Origin of the sequence: Paenibacillus lentus, from assembly GCF_003931855.1 — a bacterium.
Classification (GTDB): domain Bacteria; phylum Bacillota; class Bacilli; order Paenibacillales; family Paenibacillaceae; genus Fontibacillus; species Fontibacillus lentus.
Map to the genome: position 1 here is coordinate 1,537,811 of NZ_CP034248.1, position 21,693 is coordinate 1,559,503.

Annotated in this window: 19 protein-coding genes; 14 read left to right on the forward strand and 5 right to left on the reverse strand. The window is 40.4% G+C overall.

What is annotated here, in order from left to right:
- Positions 1-158: 158 nt before the first annotated feature.
- The gene (locus EIM92_RS06825; RefSeq protein ID WP_125082044.1) at positions 159-371 is read left to right on the forward strand and encodes a hypothetical protein; all 213 of its coding nucleotides are present in this window, start codon (positions 159-161) and stop codon (positions 369-371) included.
- A 771-nt stretch (positions 372-1,142) separates the two neighbouring features.
- On the opposite strand, the gene EIM92_RS06830 is transcribed toward EIM92_RS06825, so the two are convergent.
- Entirely contained in the window at positions 1,143-2,531 is a 1,389-nt protein-coding gene (locus EIM92_RS06830; protein ID WP_125082045.1) for a transcriptional regulator, read from the reverse strand.
- Between the two features lie 346 nt (positions 2,532-2,877).
- Here EIM92_RS06830 and EIM92_RS06835 point away from each other — a divergent pair, with 346 nt between their 5' ends.
- Entirely contained in the window at positions 2,878-5,478 is a 2,601-nt protein-coding gene (locus EIM92_RS06835) for a U32 family peptidase (RefSeq protein WP_125082046.1), read from the forward strand.
- 110 nt (positions 5,479-5,588) lie between these two features.
- On the opposite strand, the gene EIM92_RS06840 is transcribed toward EIM92_RS06835, so the two are convergent.
- Positions 5,589-6,233 (reverse strand): hypothetical protein, encoded by a 645-nt coding sequence (locus EIM92_RS06840; protein WP_125082047.1) that lies wholly within the window; start codon positions 6,231-6,233, stop codon positions 5,589-5,591.
- Positions 6,234-6,563: 330 nt separating this feature from the next.
- Between EIM92_RS06840 and EIM92_RS06845 the strand changes: the two genes are divergently transcribed.
- The 3 genes from EIM92_RS06845 (at position 6,564) to EIM92_RS06855 (ending at position 8,664) form a co-directional block, all read left to right on the forward strand.
- The gene (locus EIM92_RS06845) at positions 6,564-7,181 is read left to right on the forward strand and encodes an RNA polymerase sigma factor (RefSeq protein ID WP_125082048.1); all 618 of its coding nucleotides are present in this window, start codon (positions 6,564-6,566) and stop codon (positions 7,179-7,181) included.
- The gene (locus EIM92_RS06850) at positions 7,171-7,353 is read left to right on the forward strand and encodes a YvrJ family protein (protein ID WP_125082049.1); all 183 of its coding nucleotides are present in this window, start codon (positions 7,171-7,173) and stop codon (positions 7,351-7,353) included. The genes EIM92_RS06845 and EIM92_RS06850 overlap by 11 nt, the downstream gene beginning before the upstream one ends.
- 465 nt (positions 7,354-7,818) lie before the next feature.
- The gene (locus tag EIM92_RS06855) at positions 7,819-8,664 is read left to right on the forward strand and encodes a leucine-rich repeat domain-containing protein (protein ID WP_125082050.1); all 846 of its coding nucleotides are present in this window, start codon (positions 7,819-7,821) and stop codon (positions 8,662-8,664) included.
- Positions 8,665-8,698: 34 nt separating this feature from the next.
- Here EIM92_RS06855 and EIM92_RS24125 read toward each other — a convergent pair whose 3' ends face one another.
- Positions 8,699-9,247 (reverse strand): C39 family peptidase, encoded by a 549-nt coding sequence (locus tag EIM92_RS24125; protein WP_246021227.1) that lies wholly within the window; start codon positions 9,245-9,247, stop codon positions 8,699-8,701.
- A 157-nt stretch (positions 9,248-9,404) separates the two neighbouring features.
- Positions 9,405-9,821, reverse strand: a complete 417-nt coding sequence (locus EIM92_RS06865) for a hypothetical protein (protein ID WP_125082051.1) — start codon at positions 9,819-9,821, stop codon at positions 9,405-9,407.
- Between the two features lie 88 nt (positions 9,822-9,909).
- Here EIM92_RS06865 and EIM92_RS06870 point away from each other — a divergent pair, with 88 nt between their 5' ends.
- From EIM92_RS06870 to galU, 5 genes are all read left to right on the forward strand, one after another.
- Positions 9,910-10,500, forward strand: a complete 591-nt coding sequence (locus EIM92_RS06870) for an N-acetylmuramoyl-L-alanine amidase family protein (protein ID WP_125082052.1) — start codon at positions 9,910-9,912, stop codon at positions 10,498-10,500.
- 227 nt (positions 10,501-10,727) lie between these two features.
- Positions 10,728-10,922, forward strand: coding sequence for a hypothetical protein (locus tag EIM92_RS06875; protein WP_125082053.1), 195 nt, complete (start codon positions 10,728-10,730; stop codon positions 10,920-10,922).
- Between the two features lie 248 nt (positions 10,923-11,170).
- Positions 11,171-12,214: an acyltransferase family protein gene (locus EIM92_RS06880; RefSeq protein ID WP_164515046.1), complete on the forward strand. Its 1,044-nt coding sequence runs from the start codon at positions 11,171-11,173 to the stop codon at positions 12,212-12,214.
- Positions 12,215-12,523: 309 nt separating this feature from the next.
- Positions 12,524-13,717, forward strand: a complete 1,194-nt coding sequence (locus EIM92_RS06885; RefSeq protein ID WP_125081295.1) for a transposase — start codon at positions 12,524-12,526, stop codon at positions 13,715-13,717.
- Between the two features lie 155 nt (positions 13,718-13,872).
- Entirely contained in the window at positions 13,873-14,766 is an 894-nt protein-coding gene (galU, locus tag EIM92_RS06890; RefSeq protein WP_125082055.1) for a UTP--glucose-1-phosphate uridylyltransferase GalU, read from the forward strand.
- A 20-nt stretch (positions 14,767-14,786) separates the two neighbouring features.
- On the opposite strand, the gene EIM92_RS06895 is transcribed toward galU, so the two are convergent.
- The gene (locus EIM92_RS06895; RefSeq protein WP_125082056.1) at positions 14,787-17,243 is read right to left on the reverse strand and encodes an O-antigen ligase family protein; all 2,457 of its coding nucleotides are present in this window, start codon (positions 17,241-17,243) and stop codon (positions 14,787-14,789) included.
- A 238-nt stretch (positions 17,244-17,481) separates the two neighbouring features.
- On the opposite strand from EIM92_RS06895, the gene EIM92_RS06900 reads away from it, so the two are divergent.
- Genes EIM92_RS06900 through EIM92_RS06915 form a run of 4 tightly spaced genes read left to right on the forward strand, consistent with a single transcriptional unit; the run spans position 17,482 to position 21,692 of the window.
- On the forward strand, positions 17,482-18,255 hold the full coding sequence (locus EIM92_RS06900) for an ABC transporter permease (RefSeq protein ID WP_425464174.1): 774 nt from the start codon (positions 17,482-17,484) through the stop codon (positions 18,253-18,255).
- Between the two features lie 15 nt (positions 18,256-18,270).
- Positions 18,271-19,005 (forward strand): ABC transporter ATP-binding protein, encoded by a 735-nt coding sequence (locus tag EIM92_RS06905; RefSeq protein ID WP_246021229.1) that lies wholly within the window; start codon positions 18,271-18,273, stop codon positions 19,003-19,005.
- A 4-nt stretch (positions 19,006-19,009) separates the two neighbouring features.
- A complete protein-coding gene (locus EIM92_RS06910) occupies positions 19,010-20,512 on the forward strand; it encodes a class I SAM-dependent methyltransferase (RefSeq protein ID WP_125082058.1) in 1,503 nt (500 codons plus the stop codon).
- Positions 20,513-20,537: 25 nt separating this feature from the next.
- A complete protein-coding gene (locus EIM92_RS06915; RefSeq protein ID WP_125082059.1) occupies positions 20,538-21,692 on the forward strand; it encodes a glycosyltransferase in 1,155 nt (384 codons plus the stop codon).
- Position 21,693 lies beyond the last annotated feature (1 nt).

Sequence of the window (21,693 nt, forward strand, 5' to 3'; positions counted from 1 at the left end):
AGGAAACTAGCCACTCTATCTCCGTGAAAAAACGTTTTAAAATTGTCTAAATTGTGACAATTCCATTTTTTATCTGTTTTTCCCCTTGCATCCGCGCCATTTGGAAGATAACATATAGGGAGATGCGTATATACGTGATTTTATAAGGGGGTTACGGCATGCGACTGCTCGCAGAAGCGGCAGAGAAGACATCAAACTTCAACGGTTTCGACATATTTATGCTGCTGTTTACAGTAATTATTTTGATCGGCGTGGTGCGCCTGATGGTCGCTCGTCCGAAGAAGAATTTATTTGCAATCGGTTTCGGCATCGTAAGTTTGCTTGTTTTCCTGGCATCGGATGCTGTAATGATTAGCGGCTGGTTTAAATAAATACGGAATAACGAAAACACTTTGTTTCGAAATGGAACAGGGTGTTTTTTTTCAATTTTATGTGAAATGAAAATGATAAAGTTGGATACCCATGTGTTCACCAATAATAAAATAAACGGCAGGGATGCGGTTTGTTTATATTTGGGTTTAGACGGAATTATCAGCCAGTCAGCTAACTAGTCCCTAGTCCGTTAACTGGTCAGCTCGAATCTAACGAATCTCATCCACGTAATTTGTATATATTTTCGTTGATATTGAATGTAACGATTGCCAGACACGCTATTTACGGTTTAGCTACTGTTTGGAGCAGTGAAGACTGAAATAGCGTTCCCTGGATTCGTTACATTTTGACAGGGGTTATTTTATTACAAATAGCGCTTGTAGGATTCGTTAGAAAGTTTCGTTCTCACTGCTCGGTCTCAGCTTCCCGGTCATGGGGAGCTGTAGGTTCGGTATCGTTGTAGTACGCACTTGTGATCAGCAGTAATCAGTCAGAATAAGATCCCAGTTGTGGGGACGACGGTTGGAACATGGCGAATTAGCGGTATCGGACTTTGCGTTTCTTTAAATATTGTGCGATAAACGAAACAAACCCATCGAATAGGATGTGCTCCTAATGATGGGTTTGTTCGATAAATCTTTTAAGTGCGTTCTCGTAGGAATATGGGCTTTAGAAATGGGGTGTAGTTCTATCCTCCGTGTAATCCTCCATAGATACTAATTTTATTATCTAGGGAGCATTGAGTAGGAAGGAACAAAGTAAAGGCAAAGCTAGCTGTCAAAAGTGATAACAGAATTTTCTTCTTCATTCTCATAGACTCCTGTTATTATAGTTTTATAGTTAAGCAAGGTTTCTTGGGATGCCAGATCTCTATATTGCTCGAATAGCCCCACACATTTAAGCAAACACTTTCTATTGTTTATAAAGGCGGATTTTTCAAGCCCCTTGAGTAAAAATGAGAATCCAGTAGTATAATTATCCTTTTTGAGATAATAGTAAGCAAGATTATGTAATAACAATGGATAAAAGGTTGTACTATAGTGACTTTTGTAGATGTCAATAGTCGTGTTCTTATTAACATAGGATGTAAGTTCAGATTCAAATTGCTTGAGAATATGATCTACATCAATATGATATCGATTAGCTGCTTCCATAATATTAAATAAACCTGGGATAAGTTCATCTTGTTCTTTTTCAATAAAAGCAACGTAATTTGGAAGTATACTAACATCTCCACACCTTAGCTTAATCACATAAGTATTGGCCTGTGCCCATTCTAGAAAAACACTTTTCCAGTGCCGTGTGCTATCGTCATCTTCCTTAACCCAGCTTAAATCAGCATAGTAGGAGGTATATTGTAGTGACTGCTCGTACTCACCCCACGTATCGTAAACATCAGCGTGAAATATGTTGGCTAACGCAATATATGTAAACAGCGGCCTGCTTGGTTTAGAGTTTTTTTGAACCCTAGGTCTTGCTGTGAAGTACAGTGTTTTGGCCAAATGGCCTAGTCTATTTGCTATCAATTCTACCTTATCCCATTGACTTAAAGTGCGATATATATTTCCCAGGTCTCTCAAAGCATCTAATTGATCAAGTTCATCCAGCCGATCTACATAAGGCTCAAATAGTATCGCTGCTTGATAGTTCTTTTCTTGATCGTTTCCCAAGCGAATTAAGAAAAGTCGATATTGGCACAAGGCGAGCCGTTCTGAATGCTGATGCCTCTCGCTAACAGCCACATTTTCAAATAATAGTTCTGCTGCTTTAAGCTTGTTCTGCTGGTAGAGGTCTTCCGCTACATCAAACAGAAGGGGAGTGTACATCAGGTTATCCATTAATAAATGGATCACTTGCTCCATGCAGTCTAATTTATCAAGATCAGCGCAGCGGTATAAAAAGGGCTTGAATCTTCGCCAGTTGAGGGTACTTTGGCTTAAATGATCTTTAATATATTGCTCGTAAAAATACCCCTCCGGATAGTTCATTACTTTTGTTAGGCGATCCAGATGATCTACCGTTAAAATTTTATTTTTGTTTAATATGGAGCTAAGTGTGCCTGCGTTGATTGCGGTTTTACTTGCCAATTCCCTTAGATTCACATGTTCCTCTTGCATGAAATCGGCAATATGCTGGAGAACAGAAGCGGTATGGTTCATACAAATCATCCTTCTTCAGAAGTTATTCTTCCAGTAATGCAAAGCAGTGAAAAAAGATAAGATTCTATCTTTAAAATATGTTTTTGCATCCATCAATTGTTAATCTATTACAAATATAAACAATATTTGATGCGTGGTCAATTCTTTTTAGAGGAATGCTTATGACATATAGTAATTGGTTTCGAGTTATTCGGATTATAGGAAAATAAGTTCTTCGTTTGGAAGGGATTAAAGCTAGAGTCTGCAGGGAATGTCTGATAAAATAAAAAGGTTATCGTCGTTACATTTCAAATTTTATGGATATGATTTTACGAGGGTTGATCATTACGGCCTCGGGGAGGAATATATGAGCAGTACAACATTAACGCGGCAGGACGTGGAGCTCCTGGCACCAGCGGGCGATTGGGATTGTATGCGGGCGGCGGTCGCCAATGGGGCAGATGCGATTTTTTTTGGAGTAGAGAAGTTTAATGCTAGAGCCCGGGCGAACAATTTCCGCATGGACGAGCTGCCGGAAATCATGGCTTTTTTGCACAGTTACGGGGTGAAGGGGTTCCTGACCTTCAATATTCTTGTGTTCGAGGATGAGCTGCGGGATGCGGCGGAGCTGATCGAGGCTTGTATCGATGCGGGTGTGGATGCGGTGATCGTGCAGGATTTGGGATTGGTCAAAATGATTCGGGAAATGTCGCCAGACTTTCCGATTCACGGCTCAACCCAGATGACGATTACTTCGCCGGAAGCGGTCGAATTCACGAAGCCATGGAATATGGAACGGGTCGTGCTGGGCCGCGAGAACAATTTGAAGCAAATTCAGAAAATTGGGGAGCAGGCGAAGCTGCCGATGGAGGTGTTTGTCCACGGGGCGATTTGCGTGTCGTATTCGGGACAGTGCCTGACCTCGGAAATGTGGGGCGGCCGTTCTGCAAACCGGGGCGAATGCGCTCAGGCCTGCCGTCTTCCGTATGACCTGATGGTCGACGGGGAGCAGAAACCGATGGGCGATGTGGCCTACCTGCTGTCTCCGAAGGATTTAGCGGCGATCGATCTGATGCCGGAGCTGATCGAAGCGGGTGTGACGTCTTTTAAAATTGAAGGGCGTTTGAAAAGCCCGGAATATGTCGCTAACGTGGTGAGCAAATACCGGAAGGCGATTGACCGTTATTTTGACGGGGAGGATGCAAGGCCGTCGAAGGAAGAGGTTCGTGAGCTGCAGCAGAGTTTTTCGCGCGGTTTTACGCATGGCTTTCTGGAGGGAACGAATAATAAGAAGCTTGTTGAAGGCACGTTTCCGAAGAGCCGAGGCGTGTACCTGGGCCGGGTGGAGCAGGTGCTGCGCGATGGCGTGGTCTGCCGTTTGGAGGCTCCAGTAAAACGCGGAGACGGTATTGTCTTTGATGCGGGGGATCCGACGAAAAAGGAAGAAGGCGGACGCGTCTATGATTTACGCCGTAAAGGCGTGAAGCTGGAAGGCGAAGCCGATGAGAAATGGATCGTCGATATTGTACCCGGGCGCAATGATGTCGATTTGCGCAAGGTTCATGTCGGCGATCGGATTTGGAAGACGAGCGATCCCTCGCTCGATAAGAGATTGCGCCAGACATTTGAGACGGACAAGCCGTACCGGGTGTTTCCGGTGCAGGTCCGTGTTACGGGACGGGCTGGCGAGCCGCTGGTGACCTTCTGGACGGATGTGCAGAAGGGCACGACGGTGCGCGTCGACTCCGAGCTGCTGCTCGAGACGGCGCAGAAGCGGCCGATGGACGATGCCCTGCTCGAAGAGCAGTTTGGCCGTCTCGGCGGCACGCTGTTTCAGCTCGAGGAGCTGGATGCATCGCTGGATGGCGATGTGATCCTGCCGATGCGAGAGCTGAACAGCATCCGCCGGCGCGCAGTGGAGCTGCTCGCCGGCGAACGGCCCAAGCCGCCCGTTTACGTGAAACGGGCGGACGCCGCCACCGCCGCCACCGCCGCCACCGCTTCGCTGGCTGCGGCGGGAGGCGCAGGCGCACCGCGCGAAGCGGGTGCGCCTGAAGGCGGCGGCGCGGGCTTGGCCGCGCGCCGCGCTTTGCGCGGCGGTGAAGCGGAGCTCACCGCGCTGTGCCGCAGCCTGCCGCAGGTGCAGGCTGCGCTGGAGGCAGGCGTAGGGATGGTCTACGCCGACTTTGAATTCATCAAGCAATTCCCGGCAGCAGTGGAAGCCGTACATGCCGCGGGCAAACAGATTGCGCTGGCAACGCCGCGCATCCATATGCCGGGCGAGAACGGCTACCATAACAATATCCTGCGCCTTCAGCCCGATGCGGTGCTGGTTCGCAACACCGGAGCGCTGTATTACTATTTGCGCCACCGTCGGGAAAATCCGGACGCACAGCATCCGCGAATTATCGGTGATTTTTCGCTGAATATTGCGAATCATAAGACGGTGGAGCTGTTCCTTGAAGCAGGCTGCGACATCGTTACGCCATCATACGATCTCAACATTCAGCAGATGGTTGATTTGCTGGGACAGAGTCAAGGCATGGCGGCAGACATGGAGATTGTCATCCACCAGCACTTGCCGATGTTCCATACGGAGCATTGTGTATACTGCACCTTCCTGAGCGAGGGCACCGATTATACGAACTGCGGCCGTCCTTGCGAAGAGCATAGAGTTTCGTTGCAGGATCGGATCGGCATGTCCCATCCCGTTCGCGTCGATGAAGGCTGCCGCAATACAGTGTACAATGCGATCGAGCAGTCTGGAGCGGAATACCTACAGAATTTTCTGGAGCTCGGCGTGCAAAGCTACCGCGTTGAATTCCTGGAAGAAACACCAGAGCAGGTACATGAGGTTATTCGCCTCTATAGCCAAGCTTTGCGTGGGGAAATTAGCGGCACACAGGTCTGGAAAACGTTAAAAGCAACGAACCAGCTCGGTGTGACACGTGGACAGTTAGTGAAATAAGCAAGCAAAGCGCCCCCCCTCTGAACGTCATCGTATGACGGAAAGAGGGGGGTCTTTTTGAAATATACATTCGACTAACAGCTCATATAACAATCCTCAATTTACTAACCTCAATCTACTAACGAGGCGATTATTTTACCCGCAGATAGAGTGGTCGTATAATCAGCAGGCGTGCCCGTATGCTCGTAGCCCGTCGGCCAAAAAATGGTTGAAGTCGGCGGGGCAGAGTTCGTTGAAGACAAAGTTCTCCACGTGCCGCAACTGTCCCTGTAACTAAAGCCGTCGCATATGACGGTATCATGGCGCGTCGTCCATTCGGGAAGAGGCTCGGGAATGCATTCAAATTTTTGATCGCAAGCCGCGACGACGAGCCGGGCGTTACTTAGAGCTCCAAAGGGCTCGGCTTCAGCGAAGAAGGTTTTTACAACCTCCCCGGCCACCTTATACTCCAACTGGCTATCGCTATTCAGAGATAGCTCAATTGGAACAGTAGCTCCGCCTTTTATCATCCAAGGCCCCCCATCATTGGAAAATCCGGTATTCCAGAACCAGTGCCAGTGATCGTTAACTGCTTCAGCAGGCTTAGTGGACAGGCCGCACTCGTAGTGAACATCCGCAGCATATACCCCTAGATAAAAGTTAATGAAGCCTACATCTTTCTCGAAGATTGCAGTTTTGGGCAGCTGAATCGTCGTTTTCAGGCCATATACATCATTGTCCATTGCCCAACGCAGAACTTTTGCATACTCTTCCATCCCAATACCTCTTTTCGTTATGTTTTTAGGAAAAAGAGAGAACAAGCCATAGGCACGTCCATAATTTTCCCTCTCATAAGAGAAAGGTAATTTTAGAGGGTGTTTTACAACCTGGTTATAAAAATACTTTTGTTTTTTAATTCAAGCTCTATGAAAATACCGATAAGGCAAGTTAAATGTCTATTATTGACCATTTATTGCCATAATGGTAACATAAAGAGGCAACACTTTATACTTTATGACAAATCAAAGGACTAATGGTTAACAGGTTGTTTTAATGTGCTTTTATTACACCTTAGTAATATAAAGGGAATTCAGGAGGTGTCTTGAATGATTCTAACTAAATCTCAAAGAAAAACCTTTAATAATTATTATCAAAAAAATGAATCAGTATTTTCAAATGGTATAGTCAGTAGTTTTTTTCAAAATGAAGAGAATATTGTTCTTTTACTTAAAGCAGTAGATCATGAACACAAATATTTACCTGAACTAAACGAGAAATTTCGCAAATATTTTTTTAGAGTTCGTTTTACGAAATACTTGGTTTCTACTGTGCATTATTGTGCAATTGATCTTATGAGGCAAAACCACAAAATGAAAAAAAGAAATATGCTTATATTTGATAGTCCGATATCTGATAAGGATACGTCTGTAACTTACGGAGAATTACTTCTTAGCAAACATGCAACTCAACCTTCCGACATACAAAATTTCAGTCTCTCCACCTTTCCAGATTCCATAACTAATGATCATCTATCGAAGGCTTTTTCTAGCCTGACCAGAAGACAACAACAAATTATTACCTACAGCTATGTTTTATGCTACAAGGATGTTGAAATTTCTCGCTTACTAGGTATTTCTCAGCAAGCTGTATCCAAAGCTAGAAATAAAGCACTGCGAAGACTACGACTCATCATCGAGGAGGGGGGTGACTCCGATGGAAAATAATCAACCTCTAGCTTATATATTTACAGCTATTAGTCAGGTAGGATTTCCGATTGTATTGACAGGTTATTTACTTCTTCGCTTTGAAAAAAAACTAGAGCATTTAACACAAACGATATCAAAACTAATTGATGTAATTCATAAAAAAGTGAATGGGGAGGGTAATGATGGATGAACTATTTGATCTAGTGTTCCAGGCACAAAATGGCGACCGTGAGGCGTGAGGCAGTATATGAGGTAATAAGAATTATATTACCCGCTATAAAAAGTGTACGAAACAAGATAGAATTTAATAATAGGGATGATCTTGAACAAGAAATTATGGTTACACTTATCAAGAAAATATTATCGTATGACTTAACTCAAGTCCCTGATTTCTCTACATTTTTTATAGCTCTACAAAAAACAAAGAGTAATTATCGATCGTGACATTTAAAGCAAATAAACTATCGTGTCGTGATATGGTATGGGAGTTCGTCCTTTTATCTCAGTGTTTGGGTCGTTGATAACACTTTCGAGATTTAGGGGGGACTCCTTTTTTTGTGCAACAGTTTGCAAAAGGTACATCCAAAAAACATAAGTATGAATCAAACTTACATGATGATGAATACGTTTAGAAAATAGAGAGGAGGCTTAAAAATTGTCAAGACGGATTGGTAACCTAAAAATTGTTATTATTTTATCGATTTGTATTATGATTACTGGTTGTTTGGAGAAAAAGGATAACTTTATTTTAAACAATCATTCTAATTCAATGGAATTAGAGTCGGGGAAAAGCGGCTTTCCGCAAATTGTTGAAGAGAGGATCCGAAATGCATTAGCTAGTTCGAACCTCAACTTTTCTGAAGATGATCTCGCTAAAGTCGAGTTCATCAGTTTTGAGGGAATAAGTGAGCCTGTTGATCTGTCCTCTTTAAGCAGATTGGAAAATTTAAGTGGTATAAATCTGTCGTATGTGAATGTAGAAAATTTTGAATTTCTGTATGAACTACCCCACTTAGATTATTTAGAGTTAAATGGGGTTTCATTAGAGGAGTTACCAGATTTTAATAAGTTACACCTTCAATCAATAAGTATCTCAGACAGTAATGTCAAAGACATTAATTTTATTAAAAATTGGAATAAACTTGTATCTCTTACATTGTCTAATTGTCAATTAGCTAATATTGAAGGAATCGAACAAGCAAAAAAATTAAAAACATTACGTATTTCAAACAACCCTGTAAAGGATCTGCAGCTATTAAGCGAATTAAATGATTTGGAGAGAGTCGAGATTAACAGCACTCAAATTGAGTCGATCAATTCACTGGAAAATAACAAAAATCTTACTTTTCTAGATATCCGTAACACTCCCATTAATACAGTGGCGTCACTATCCAAATTACCAAAACTCAAAATTTTGCTAGCAAATAAGGATAAAATTATGGATCTAGATATGATCTCCGATTCTGTCACAGTATCGGAAACGAATGTCTTGGAGTATTAAAGAAGGGCCGGGGATATCCCCGGCCCTTCTTTAGTTATTTTGTATAGTAGGTAATGTAGTCTACACTGCCTTTTTGGTTTATTACATCTTGCAGAGTTGAATTACTGCTACTACCTGGATCATTAACTTTAAACATGGACGCTGAAATATCTGTGTAATATGGAAGGCCATCAATATCAGTAGTCAGCGTTCCTTGAAAGCCCTTAACGACAACCATATGATTAGGTACATGTACCATTACGGGAACTCTTTGAGTAACAATGAGGTCAAAAAGATTGCTACGGACATTATTAAAGGATCCGTTTGTTTTATTATGCCAGGTATGAGAGTATTCTGACGCAGCGGTGTTCCAATTAAAAGGACAATCGGCATTATTTTTCTTTTTGAGAGCCTCAGTTATGGATCCTGGATCAACAGTATCACCAAAACCTTTGAAAATCATCGCAGCCGATGTTAGGAAACAACCTTCTTGTCCAATGGTTCCACCACAGCTTGTTTTCTTACTGTACCAAGTATTATTTCCATCATTGAACTGTTTAAAGCTGGGTGTATTTAGATCAACAGAATAGGTTCTTTTTGCCATGATAATATCCACCTTAAATTTGAATTCAGAATAATACTGGGACTGTGGATTGCAAATAGAACCATCCCCTATTCTAAATGCAACCAAGAATATTCTGTATTCTTAAAGGTGGATTAACATCAATGAAAAACAACCATTTAGTGGAAATTGGTTCTTATCATCTCACAATAGCGGACTCATTAAAAATAATTTCTACTGAACCGAGGAGTTGCTCTGTATCTGTTTCTGGTTCAAACACTCCATTGTTATCTTCATCTAGATAAAAGTTTATAGTAACGTAAGCATTGGAAGGTGTTCGAGTTTCTATATTCACATCAAAGCCCCCGTCCCCCTCAGGAACTATTTTCCCATCACCTATATAAGAATGCCCATCGTCAATTTGATAGAAAAAATAGTCTACTGTTTTGTTAGTAAGTTTTCCTGATATATTTATTTCGTTCGTATCCAAGATCATCCCAGAGTGTGGTGTATTTAACTCCAGCTTATTATTATCTTTTGACGTACAGGCTCCTAGAGTAAGTATAAGACTAGATATAAGGATAATTACAAATGAAGATAATGTTATTTTTTTCATTATATCCTCCTGAAGGTTGTTTTTTTGATTTTTAAAACCACTTTATTTGATAGGTTGGCGTCAATCAATAAAACAAGAGGTGATCGGTATGGCTTTGAAAGGAAAGAAAATTTTAATTGATCCTGGACATGGTGGAAGCGATCCTGGAGCCAGTGGTAAGCTAAACAACAAAACTGTAAATGAAAAGGATCTTGCGCTCACTTTTGCTGAATCCGCTAAATCTTATCTAGAGAATGCTGGTGTTACAGTTATCATGACAAGAACAACTGATAAGAAAGTAGAAATTAACGACCGGTGGAAAAAAGGGCAAGATGAGAAAGTCGATGCAGTGATAAGTATCCACTGGAATGGGGGCAGCACTACGGCAAATGGTACTGAGACATACTATGCTCAAACAAGATCCGGCGATAAATCGTTTGCTCAGGGGCTTCAAAAAGGTGTTGTTGGGGCATTAGGTACAAAAGATCGAGGAGTCTTGGATGATACTAAAACAGCGGTTGGTTCACTGGGTGTTTTACGCTATCCTAGCGGATCATCGTATAGTTATCCACGAGCTCTAATCGAGGTTGAGTATATCACCAATTCAACTGCTTTAGCAAACTTGGATTACCCAATGTACGAGGCTTCACTGGATTTTGCTGCAGGAGTTCTTAAGGGGTTACAAGGTTATTTTGGTTAATGGAATACAGATAAGCGACTTCTACAGTATTCTTACTTGCAGCGCCCACCATTTGTGTGTGGCGCTGTCACCTTCCTAATTTTAAACTTTCAGTGAACACAGCCTCTAAAAAGCTTAGAGAGATCAAGGTTCTACCTCCCGGAAAGAGCTTGTTCATGGTATAATGTAAGCGTAACCAAAATAATTTGCGTTCGTGTTGTTCATTCGTTTGAAGGGGGATGAATTTCATGTTCGAAGGGTTCTTGGAAATGCAGGCCGTGGTTACTCGTGTACATGAGAAGTTGGAGCTCGGCGGGGAATTGGAGTATCGCAAGCTCGAGTATGATACGGACCGATTTCTTCATACGCCGGAGCCGGGCAGACATCATCCTAGCCAGGAGCAGTCTCGTCGCTTCTCTATACGCAAAATTTGGAGTCAGTAGAAGTAGGCGGGCTCAGATCAGAGCCTGGTCAAGTGCAAAGATGCAGGTGCAGTACAATTCAGACGCAGACGGTGATCCCAGATGGACTTGGGGGGCCGTCTTTTTATGTAGTTACGGAATGGTTCACAATATAAGTAATAGAACACTAACCATGGATTATAGAATATATTGTATGATAATATATGATAAATAAATACTAGCCATATGATAATATGAGTATAAAATCAAAATATTGAAAGGTGACCATTGTGAAAGTAAAAAAAAGTAGAGTGTTCTATTTAGATTTTTTACGAGCGATTTCTATACTATTGATTATAATATATCATTTTAATCAACAGTTAGGGTTTCATGAAATTAATGCTCCAGAAATATTTATACAAAATTTTAAAAATGATAGTATTGGATCGTTAGGAATAACATTATTCATAATGTTGTCCGGGGCTTCGTTGATGTTAAATTACAGAGAGAAAATTTCTTTAAAAAAATACTTTTACAAACGGTTTGTATCCATTTACCCATTGTTTTGGTTAGGTTATATTTTTACTTATTTCGGATTGTTTATAATTAATACTAATCTTCATCATGAAGTTGAACCATGGAAACTTATTTTAACCCTAATAGGATTTGATGGATTTCTATACTATAAAATACCGAATTTTTATCTAGTAGGTGAATGGTTTTTAGGATTAATAGTTATTATGTACATTCTATTTCCTATTTTGAGATACTTAGTTCTTAAAATGCCTATTTTAACTTGTATCTCAATCCTGGCAATCTATATAGTAGTAGTTCAAAATTACAGCTCTCTCTTTGAAATTGATGTTATCCGCAATCCATTAACTCGGTTGCCAGAGTTTGTTTTCGGAATGTTGTTTATTCAGTATGCTGATAAAATAAAACAATATTTACTTGTCATTCCGGCTATAATAACGGGGGTATTTTTGTTTGCTGTAACAGTTAGTATTCCACATATTCATATAACATTTATCTTAGGTGCTTCTCTTTTTATTATTTTTGCATACTTATCTCATTTTATTAAGAACAAAGAGCTTAGAAGTTTGATTGGCTTTGTGAGTAAATTCTCTTTTGCGGCATTTATTGTTCATCATAATATAATAGGTCAGTTTTTTGTCAGATTTGACAGGGGAACCCTTTCTATTGTAGAGACATATGCTCTGTTTATTATTGTATTGTCATTAATTTTTATAGCAGCTGTTTACTTGTCGAAAGTTACTCATAGAGTAGTAAGTTCAATGAAACGAATTTGGCATGAGCAAACTATGGTGCAATAAGAACTGATGAATTATATTAATAGACAATTTAAAAAAGATTTTAGTGAGAAATAAGTTTGTCATAAATTATTGACGGCATTCCTTGGTTGTTATCTGGGAACCGTCTTTTTTGTTTGGGGGGCCGTTTAGGTTGTTGTCCATATTTTGTGTATAATAGGCATATATTATTTCAGGTCTTTTAATTGAGCATTTTGCATTAACCTGAGCCCTTGCTAGACAAAGGTTTTCAAACATAAAAAAAGGACTTCACCCCAACTTGGAGAAGTTTTCAAGTGACAAAACAAGAAAACCCAAGGGGGAGAAGTCACTATGTATATTCTACAAGAAAGTCTATTTTCCTTTGAAGAACTTCAAAAACTTGAATTTAAAGACCGTTTGCCTATCTTCTTCAGCGCCCTGGACTTACGGCCATATGCTAAAGAATTGAGAAGTCATTCACCCCGAGGTGCCGATGGGCACTGCCGACAAGGGATTCTTCGCGCATTGCTTGCAGCGCCGCTGGAGAACATGGATACATTTAGTGGCTTGCATCGTCGTCTGGATATGGATCTTCGTTTCCGTTACCAATGCGGACTCAGGCTTGATCGAAAAGCTCCATCAATCGCCACATTAAGCCGCGTTTTCACTGAGCTAACGAATAAGGGATTGGCAAAACGTCTGTTTGAGGATCTCGTCACACGCTGTAAGCAGGAAGGAATCATCGATGGAAGTCACGTGGCGATGGACAGCGCAGCGATCCATGCCTACGAGAAGAAACAGCCGAAGCGCAAAAGTGAGCTGACGGGGAATGCCAACTGGGGCGCGAAGTTTGACTCCTTTGGTAACAAGGTCAAGTGGTTCGGCTATAAGCTTCATCTTGCTGTCGACACCGCTAGCGAACTGCCCCTGGCCCTCTCGGTTACACCGGCTCATGTCAATGACGGTGATCTGGCACCCGCTCTTATGGAACAAGTGGCTGCCGATGCGAAAGTGAAGTTCTTTGTGTTTGATGCTGGGTATGACCAACTTAAAAACTATGAAGCGGCACGGAAGCTCAAAGCGCAAGCGATTATCCCGATGAATCTTCGCAATGAGAAGGAACCGCCTGCAGGTATAACATCTAACGGTACACCTTGCTGCTCCATGGGTTTTGCCATGACATACTGGGGAGTAGATGGCGATCACCTGAAATTCCGGTGTCCCCATGCGACCGGCAAGGTGGATTGTCCGCTGGGGATGGCAGCCTGTTCATCTTCCAACTATGGAATGGTGCTCAAGGTTGATACAAAAAGCGATTTGCGCCGTTATTCAAGTCCGCACCGGAACACGAAACGTTGGCAAGAACTTTACAAAGAAAGAACGAGTGTAGAACGCTGCAACTCCCGAATGAAAACCTATTTGACCGCAGACGCCATGCATGTTTGGGGCATAGAGAAAGTCATAACTCACCAATATTTAAATGCAATTGTATTGCTGGCTTCTGCCCTGGCAATGGCTCAGAAATACAGAAAAGTCGCTGCTTAAAATTTTGAATGCGCAGAAAATTCTGCAGGTCTGCCCATTTTTGAAAACCGAGTGGATTTAGCTGAAAATGCACCACCAACTAGGTCTAGGTTCTGCTATTCAATTCTCAAATAGGGAATTATGCAAAATGCTCAATTAGAAAGGGACAAAGAAATATGAAAATTCGTAAAGCGATTATACCTGCTGCAGGACTCGGAACGCGGTTTTTGCCAGCAACGAAAGCGATGCCTAAAGAAATGCTGCCTATTGTGGACAAGCCGACGATACAATATATCGTTGAAGAAGCAGTAGCCTCGGGGATTGAGGATATTATCATTGTAACAGGGAAAGGAAAACGGGCGATCGAGGATCATTTCGATCATTCGTTCGAGCTTGAATACAACCTCCATGAAAAAGGTAAGTGGAAGCTGTTAGAGGAGGTTCGAAAGTCCTCTGAAATGGCGGACATCCATTATATTCGGCAAAAAGAGCCAAAGGGGTTAGGTCATGCAATTTGGTGCGCAAGGAAGTTTATCGGCGATGAGCCCTTCGCAGTGCTGCTAGGGGATGATATTGTTGAATCAGAGAGGCCATGCCTGCGTCAAATGATTGATGTATATAACGAGCATATGTCCTCGATTGTAGGAGTACAGCCGGTGCCATGGAGTGAAGTTTCACGGTACGGTATTGTGGACGGAACGGAGATCGAGGAGCGAGTATATATTGCCAATCAACTGGTAGAGAAGCCGGATACCGATCAATCGCCTTCGAACTTGGCCATTATGGGGAGATATATTTTAACACCCGCCATTTTTGGTATTTTGGAGGAACAGCGTGTCGGCGTAGGTGGCGAAATTCAGTTGACCGATGCGATCTCAAGGCTGAAGGAATATGAGCGGGTTATTGCCTATAACTTTGAGGGAACACGGCATGATGTAGGCGAGAAGCTTGGATTTATTGAGACAACGATACACTATGCATTGCAGAGTGAAGAGCTGAGAGAACAACTACTTGAGTATATGGCACAAATTGTTGATAGGAATAAATATACAAAAACGGCCTCTCGTTAAACGAGAAGCCGTTTTTGTATTTAGAATTGCAATTTTGCAAGCTGGTCGATAGTGTCCTTTTCCGCTGGGGCAATTTGGATGAGTTGATCATAAACCGGCTGATCGCTTGCACCGCTCTTTTGCAAAGCAGCCAGATACCAGACGGCGATATCTCGCATGGTTGTATCATTTAAATCCTCAGTCAATCCATTCTTCAAAATAATAGCGGCTTGCTCCGGCTCATTCATCATGAATTGCATTTTGCCGGCACTTAACGTCATCTGCGGCGTGATGTAGAATTCCCCACCTTGGAACTGTCCTGGGGGCAGTGTTTTCAAGTGCTCTACACCAGCGGATACATGCGCATATGCATCTAATCCAGTTTTAAAATATTTTTCTTTCTCAGCGATAGCGCCTTGGCCGAGTGCCTGATATCCGAGCTCATAGGATTGAGAGATTAGTTGATCATACCAATTCATATCCCAGGCGTATTTGTCTGCATTGTCTCTAAGGATAGCGTAGACTTGCTCAGATTCCCCTTTTAACTGGTGCAGTGCCATGAGCTGGTTATAAATACTCTTATTGAACGGCTCTTTCTTTAAGGCGTTTGTTAGTAATTTGTAGCTTTCATTGTAGAAAGACTCATCTTGCGTTTGTTCATAGCCTGCCTTCATGAGCACATGTAGGTTCAACACGGCGTCTGGTTGGTTGGCGCGCTTTTGAAGCGCACGCTCTAACGGCGCCTTAATCTCCTGGAAGTTTGTGCTCGTGCTCATCAGCTCTCTGCCTCTGCTCACCTCATCATTAGCTTGGATATAGCGGATAGAGGTAAAGATCAGGATGAGAGAAGCGACAACCGTTACAGCACCGTAAAGCCCTCGAGCCGTAGAGGCTTTCAAAGCGAGACGTTTCACAGGCTTGTTATCCATGGCAGCGGACATACCGGCGAGCCCGAGGAAGACGAGGATGCCGATATAGACATAGCTCATATTGAAGTCCATCATACTATGAATCAACAACGAAAATACGAGGATGAAATATATGAAATAAGATTCGCGCCGTTCCTCGGATGAACGAATATAACTTTTGATATATTTATAGAAAATAAACAGGATAAAGGCCAGGAACACGACAAAGCCGAGAATACCAACCTCAACTAAATACTGCATGACAAAGCTGTGAGCTTGTCGGCTGAGATAAGGGTTATTTTGATACTTTTCATATAGGGAAGCCCAGGCTCCGCCACCAGCGCCGATCACAGGGTAGTCCTTCATGACCTTCACTGCATCCTTATAGAAGGTTAAGCGCTCGAGCACACTGTGCTGCTGGAAGTTAATATTTTCAAGGCGCTCTCCGATGTTGCCAGGCAAGATATGCTTGGCGTTAGTTCCCAGAAAGACTGCTGCCAGGATAACAACAGCTACGACAGAGCTAACAGGCAGCCACAGATTAGATAGCTTGCGCTCCGACAATCCGCCTAAACGCTGCTCAAGCTTCGGAGCTAAGAAGCGCTGAATTACCCAGGCGAGAGCTGCAACGATAACGGATACGATGAGCACGTAGCCCCAGCCTTTGGCTGGATCATTAATGAGTCCTTGATGAAACTGCTGTCCCAGGTTGGTTACTGGCTTGGCAATGAGTAGAGTGCCGATTCCGGCGATCAAGCAATAGAGAATCCACAAAAGTTGCTTTGCAGGCTTCAGGAACAACAGTAACACAATAAATACGATTGGCAGGAAAACCAGACCACCGCGTGATAGCGTCAGTAGAATAGATAGCGCCATCGGTACGAGCATGAAAGCATGGATCGCTTGTACATACCATTTGCTAGAGCGAGTAATGGCGAATACCGCTACAAAGAAGAAAGCCATCAAGAAAGCAGCGTATGTGTTCGGATACTGGAATACGGAGGCCAGCCGTGGGCCGTTTGCGTCAATCCACACCGCTTGGTGATACTGTCCTTCATAAACCGTACCGGAAAACCAGCCGACAATCGCGGATGCGGTTCTTCCCTGACCCAGCCAGTTGAGCAGCCCGAACATTACAATAATGTAAGCTGCCGTAATCGTTGTCGTTTCTACGAAGCGGTTAGCTTGTTTATTTTGCATCAGGTATAAGCCTATAATAAACATGATGGCGTAGAGACACTGAATGAACAGCATGTTCATAGCAAAATAATGCGACGCTGCGGATATGAGCGAAATGAGGTACGTAATCGGCAGCAATATGACGAAGACCGCTGTCCAATCCCGCTGATCCTCAAGCTTAATTTTTTTGTAATATGCAGCAAGCCAGATGAGCAGCAGGACGCTGCCAATGATCACCGACCAGAAAATAGGTCTATCAAACTGCAATAACAGACCATTGAACAAGCCCGCCTGGAAGGGAGCCCATATCATCAAAATAACAATACCAAACATTAACAGCCAATTTGCGACGGATAATTTGTTCCCATTTCTCGACGCTGCGGCTTTTTTACCGTATACTTGATTCGACAAGGTTTCAATCTCCTTTGCTTGTAGATACGTTAGTATTTTAGCATAAATTGATGTAGAGATACCATTTTTCTTGGAAAGGTATAATCATATGTTGGTATGACATAAGGCAAGTTAAAAATTGCTATATTTAGAAGAGGTGTTGTCATAGTTTTAATGAAGTAAATAAAGAGCATGGAAGCAACTGGATTCATTATAAAATTGACATTTAAATAGAATTTCTGAAAAGTCGGTGATTGATTTGAGTTTTATTTATAATTTTTTTAAATATACAGAGTTACTAAAGCAATTAGTAATCAGGGATCTTAAAGTTAAATATAGACATTCTATATTAGGAATACTTTGGAGCATACTTAACCCACTACTGACAATGGTTGTTATATCCATAGTTTTTAGTAATTTGTTCAGATTTGATATTGAGAATTTTGCTGTATATTTTATGAGTGCTAGTTTATTGTTTTCATTTTTTAGTGAAGCTACCACTGTGGCAATGACTTCAGTTATTGGTGGAGCTAGTTTAATAAGTAAGGTGTATATTCCTAAGTATCTATTTCCGCTTTCTAAATGTTTGTCATCGTTTGTGCATCTGATCTTAAGCTTTGCGGCCCTATTAATTATTATGTTCTCTACAGGAATTAAAATAAATTATACGGGGTTTGCAATCCCACTTATTTTTGTTTTAATCTTAGTATTTTCTATTGGGATTTCTTTGATTCTTAGTTCCGTATCCGTATTTTTTCGAGATATGACTCATTTATATTCAGTTTTAACATTGATGTTAATGTATATGACTCCAATTTTTTATCCTGAAGGCATAGTTCCAGAGAAATTTAAGTTTATCCATGATTTTAATCCTTTATTTTACTATGTAGAGTCTTTTCGAGAGATTATACTTGAGCAACGACTTCCATCATTGGATTATGTAATAATTTGTTTAATCATGTCCATTTCAGCGTTGATTATTGGCTTGTATGTCTTCTATAAGCGCCAGGATAAATTCATTCTACATTTATAGAAATAAGGGGAAATTATGATAACAAAAATGATTGAAGTATCAGATGTGTCAATGAAATTTAATTTGTATAAAGAAAAGGTTAATTCAATTAAAGAGTATTTTATTAAAGTGTTGCAAGGAAAGATGAGTTATGAGGAATTTTGGGCAATAAAAGAGGTATCTTTTACGGTTAACAAAGGGGAAATTTTTGGGATAATTGGATACAATGGGGCCGGAAAAAGTACGCTGCTTAAATTAGTTTCTGGAATTATGAAACCTACAGTAGGAAGTGTGAAAATAAACGGTTCTATTGCACCATTAATCGAGCTAGGTGCGGGCTTTGATCCAGAGCTCTCAGCACGCGAAAATATATACCTTAATGGTGCAGTATTGGGGTATTCCAAGCAATATATGGATAAAAAATTTAATGAAATTATTGCTTTTTCTGAGTTAGAGAGCTTTGTGGACATTGCAGTTAAGAATTATTCCTCTGGCATGTATGCGAGGCTAGGATTCTCCATTGCTACATCCATTCAACCGGATATATTAATTGTGGATGAGATCTTGTCGGTTGGGGATGTGAAATTTCAAGAAAAGAGTTTGAATAGAATTAAACAAATGATAGATCAAGGTACCACAGTGGTTTTGGTAACTCATAATATTGATCAGGTTAAAAGCATGTGCAATAGGGTCATGTGGCTACAAAATGGCTGCATTAGACGTATTGGCTCGCCCGAAGAGGTTGTTAATGAATTTTTAAAGGAAGGGTGAAAGTATGCTGAAATATGACGTTAGTTTGGATGAAAACTCTGATAACTCTTTATCTCTAATATTACGAAATATTAAGAGTAATTCAGTGGTATTGGAATTTGGCCCTGCTACTGGAAGAATGACTAAATATCTAAAGGAAAAGTTGAATTGTGATGTCTATATTGTTGAGATCGATCCAGAATCTGCACGGATTGCCTCTAAATACTCAAGGGATTGTGTTATAGGAAATATAGAAGAATACGCTTGGCTTGAGCATTTTGATGCCATTGAGTTTGATTATATTGTGTTTGCTGATGTGTTAGAGCATCTCTACCAACCACAAAAGGTTTTGTTAGAGTCGAAAAGGCTATTAAAAGAAGAGGGTTCAATATTTGTATCAATTCCAAATGTAGCACATAACTCTATTATCATTGACTTAATCAACAATAGATTCAATTATCAAGAGATCGGTTTGTTAGATAATACCCATATTAGATTTTTTACTTATAATAGCTTAATGAAGATGTTTGAAAAAGCGTTTTTGAAGCCTGTTAAAAGTCTAGCTACTTATAACCGTCCGAGGGACACTGAATTAAATAATGACTATGATTTCATAAGTAATGAAATGCTGAAGTTTTTATTAAAGAATAGGGAATATGGTGAAGTTTATCAATTTATATTTGAGCTTAAGAGAAGTAGCAGCGAAGAATTAATCGTGAGAAATATTAGATCTACGCCAAATTACTATTACGCGCAGTTATTTATAAATGATGGAAATGGCTTTAACGAATCTCAAACAATCATTCAATATATGAATTATTTCGATCAAGATCTAAGAGTTGCTTTCGACTTATCTTCCTTTTTAAATATTCATCAATTGAGAATTGACCCTTTAAATAGTTCCTGTATCGTCAAAATTAAAAATATTATTATAAATGATGATTTTCACATTAAGGAATGGGCAACAAATGCTACAAAGGAATGGGATGGCCTGCTTCTCTTTGATACAAACGATCCGCAAATATTGATCGATACACATCGATTTGATGAAGTAAGAAAGCTTGAAATTGTTTACGAAATATTTGCTTATAGCCATGATCTAATGACATTTACCTCTTATATAGCCGACTTCATTGATAATACTGTAATTGATAACCAAAAAAAATCTGCCTATATTAATGAGTTAGAGTCGCAGCTTAGCTTGATAAAAGAAAAAGCAGATCAAGACGAACAAGCATGCGCCCTAGAACTTGAAAATAAAGCTACTTTATTTCAGCAACAGGAAGAATTATTAGCTGAGAAGGACAGTGTTATTTCGGAATTAACTACACAATTGGAAGAAATTCAATTTGAACTTAATAATGTAAAAAAAGACTTTATAGCCAAGTTATCGGCAAAAGAAGAAGATGTTCTATTGCTAAAAGATCAGTTGCAAGATATGAAGCAGCAATATGACCAATTAGGTAAAGAGCTTAATGAATTAATGAATAAAAAGGGTTTTTTTCAAAAACTAAAACGAAATAATTGATATATCTAGTATTAGGAGGAGTTGCATGAGTAAAAAGTTGTCATTAATCACTCCCTTGTATAACACACCATTGAATTACTTGGAAGAACTTAAGCAACAGATATTGCCTTATAATGAAAAGATAGAATGGGTTTTAGTAAATGATTCTCCATTCAATAAGGAACTTGTAAAATACGTGGATGAGTTGAAAGGTAATTATGAGTTTATTAAGGTTCATTCTAATATAAAGAATCTTGGCATTTATAAAAGTTATGTGGCTGGTTATGAGTTAGCATCGGGTGATTATTGTGGGATTTTAGATCATGATGATCACTTGGATTTAGAAGAGGTAGTGGCTTATTTAGAGGCAGAAAATGATTTTGATCTTTTATACACGAATGAGTATAAATTTGATAATCAGAATAAGTTTGATTTTTTTGACAAACCTGAATTGGATATTTTAAGTACTGTTTTTTATTTTTATACTCATCATATTACTCTTATGAGAACACAGATTGTTAAACGGATTTTAAAAGAGTATAGTGCAGAGAAGTATAGCTCGATATTTGATATTTGTCTAATGTTGGATTATCTTCGTGAATTTAAAAACATTGAGATAAATGTCGTTCATATCGACTCTTATTCTTATGGTTGGAGAGTTCACCAGAATAGCACTGCGCTAAATATTGACCAAAAGCCAGCTGCTCATATAGAGAGAATTATGAAAGTGGAAGAGTTTTTTAAAAATTTTGACGAAACGCCTATTGTATCCATCGATAAGGATATACAATATTTGGTTTGTTCGGAATTTTTCTCTGGTTACGACTTGTATAAAATTCCATTTGCGAATAACTTGGAAGAGGTCGAGAGATGGTTTGGTTTATTGGCGGATGATCAATATGTTTCTTGGATTGGAAGTCAGCCAGAATCTTTGGACCTCATAGTGGAAATTTTAAATACTTCTCGTCGAGTTCCTTTTAAATATCTATCGGAATATACAAATGCCCCTATCTTAATTGTACCAAGAAGTTCCTATATATATTTTCAGTCAGAACCAAGCTATCAAAGGCATTTGCCGAATGTTCCTTTTATTTTGAAGCGGGATTTAAATTTTGTTTCTATCAATAACCTACAGGGATTACTATTTAACGTTAAGCCAAATACCATTAAAGATGAAGTAAACATAATAGTCATAAAGTGAG

Bases quoted from the DNA above. Each gene is read 5' to 3' on its own strand.
- EIM92_RS06830 (WP_125082045.1), bottom strand. From the start codon at position 2,531: ATGAACCATACCGCTTCTGTTCTCCAGCATATTGCCGATTTCATGCAA.
- EIM92_RS06865 (WP_125082051.1), bottom strand. From the start codon at position 9,821: ATGAAAAAAATAACATTATCTTCATTTGTAATTATCCTTATATCTAGT.
- EIM92_RS06840 (WP_125082047.1), bottom strand. From the start codon at position 6,233: ATGGAAGAGTATGCAAAAGTTCTGCGTTGGGCAATGGACAATGATGTA.
- EIM92_RS06915 (WP_125082059.1), top strand. From the start codon at position 20,538: ATGAGTAAAAAGTTGTCATTAATCACTCCCTTGTATAACACACCATTG.
- EIM92_RS06825 (WP_125082044.1), top strand. From the start codon at position 159: ATGCGACTGCTCGCAGAAGCGGCAGAGAAGACATCAAACTTCAACGGT.
- EIM92_RS06845 (WP_125082048.1), top strand. From the start codon at position 6,564: ATGATTCTAACTAAATCTCAAAGAAAAACCTTTAATAATTATTATCAA.
- EIM92_RS06870 (WP_125082052.1), top strand. From the start codon at position 9,910: ATGGCTTTGAAAGGAAAGAAAATTTTAATTGATCCTGGACATGGTGGA.
- EIM92_RS06850 (WP_125082049.1), top strand. From the start codon at position 7,171: ATGGAAAATAATCAACCTCTAGCTTATATATTTACAGCTATTAGTCAG.
- EIM92_RS06910 (WP_125082058.1), top strand. From the start codon at position 19,010: ATGCTGAAATATGACGTTAGTTTGGATGAAAACTCTGATAACTCTTTA.
- EIM92_RS06905 (WP_246021229.1), top strand. From the start codon at position 18,271: ATGATAACAAAAATGATTGAAGTATCAGATGTGTCAATGAAATTTAAT.
- galU (WP_125082055.1), top strand. From the start codon at position 13,873: ATGAAAATTCGTAAAGCGATTATACCTGCTGCAGGACTCGGAACGCGG.
- EIM92_RS06835 (WP_125082046.1), top strand. From the start codon at position 2,878: ATGAGCAGTACAACATTAACGCGGCAGGACGTGGAGCTCCTGGCACCA.
- EIM92_RS24125 (WP_246021227.1), bottom strand. From the start codon at position 9,247: ATGGCAAAAAGAACCTATTCTGTTGATCTAAATACACCCAGCTTTAAA.
- EIM92_RS06885 (WP_125081295.1), top strand. From the start codon at position 12,524: ATGTATATTCTACAAGAAAGTCTATTTTCCTTTGAAGAACTTCAAAAA.
- EIM92_RS06875 (WP_125082053.1), top strand. From the start codon at position 10,728: ATGTTCGAAGGGTTCTTGGAAATGCAGGCCGTGGTTACTCGTGTACAT.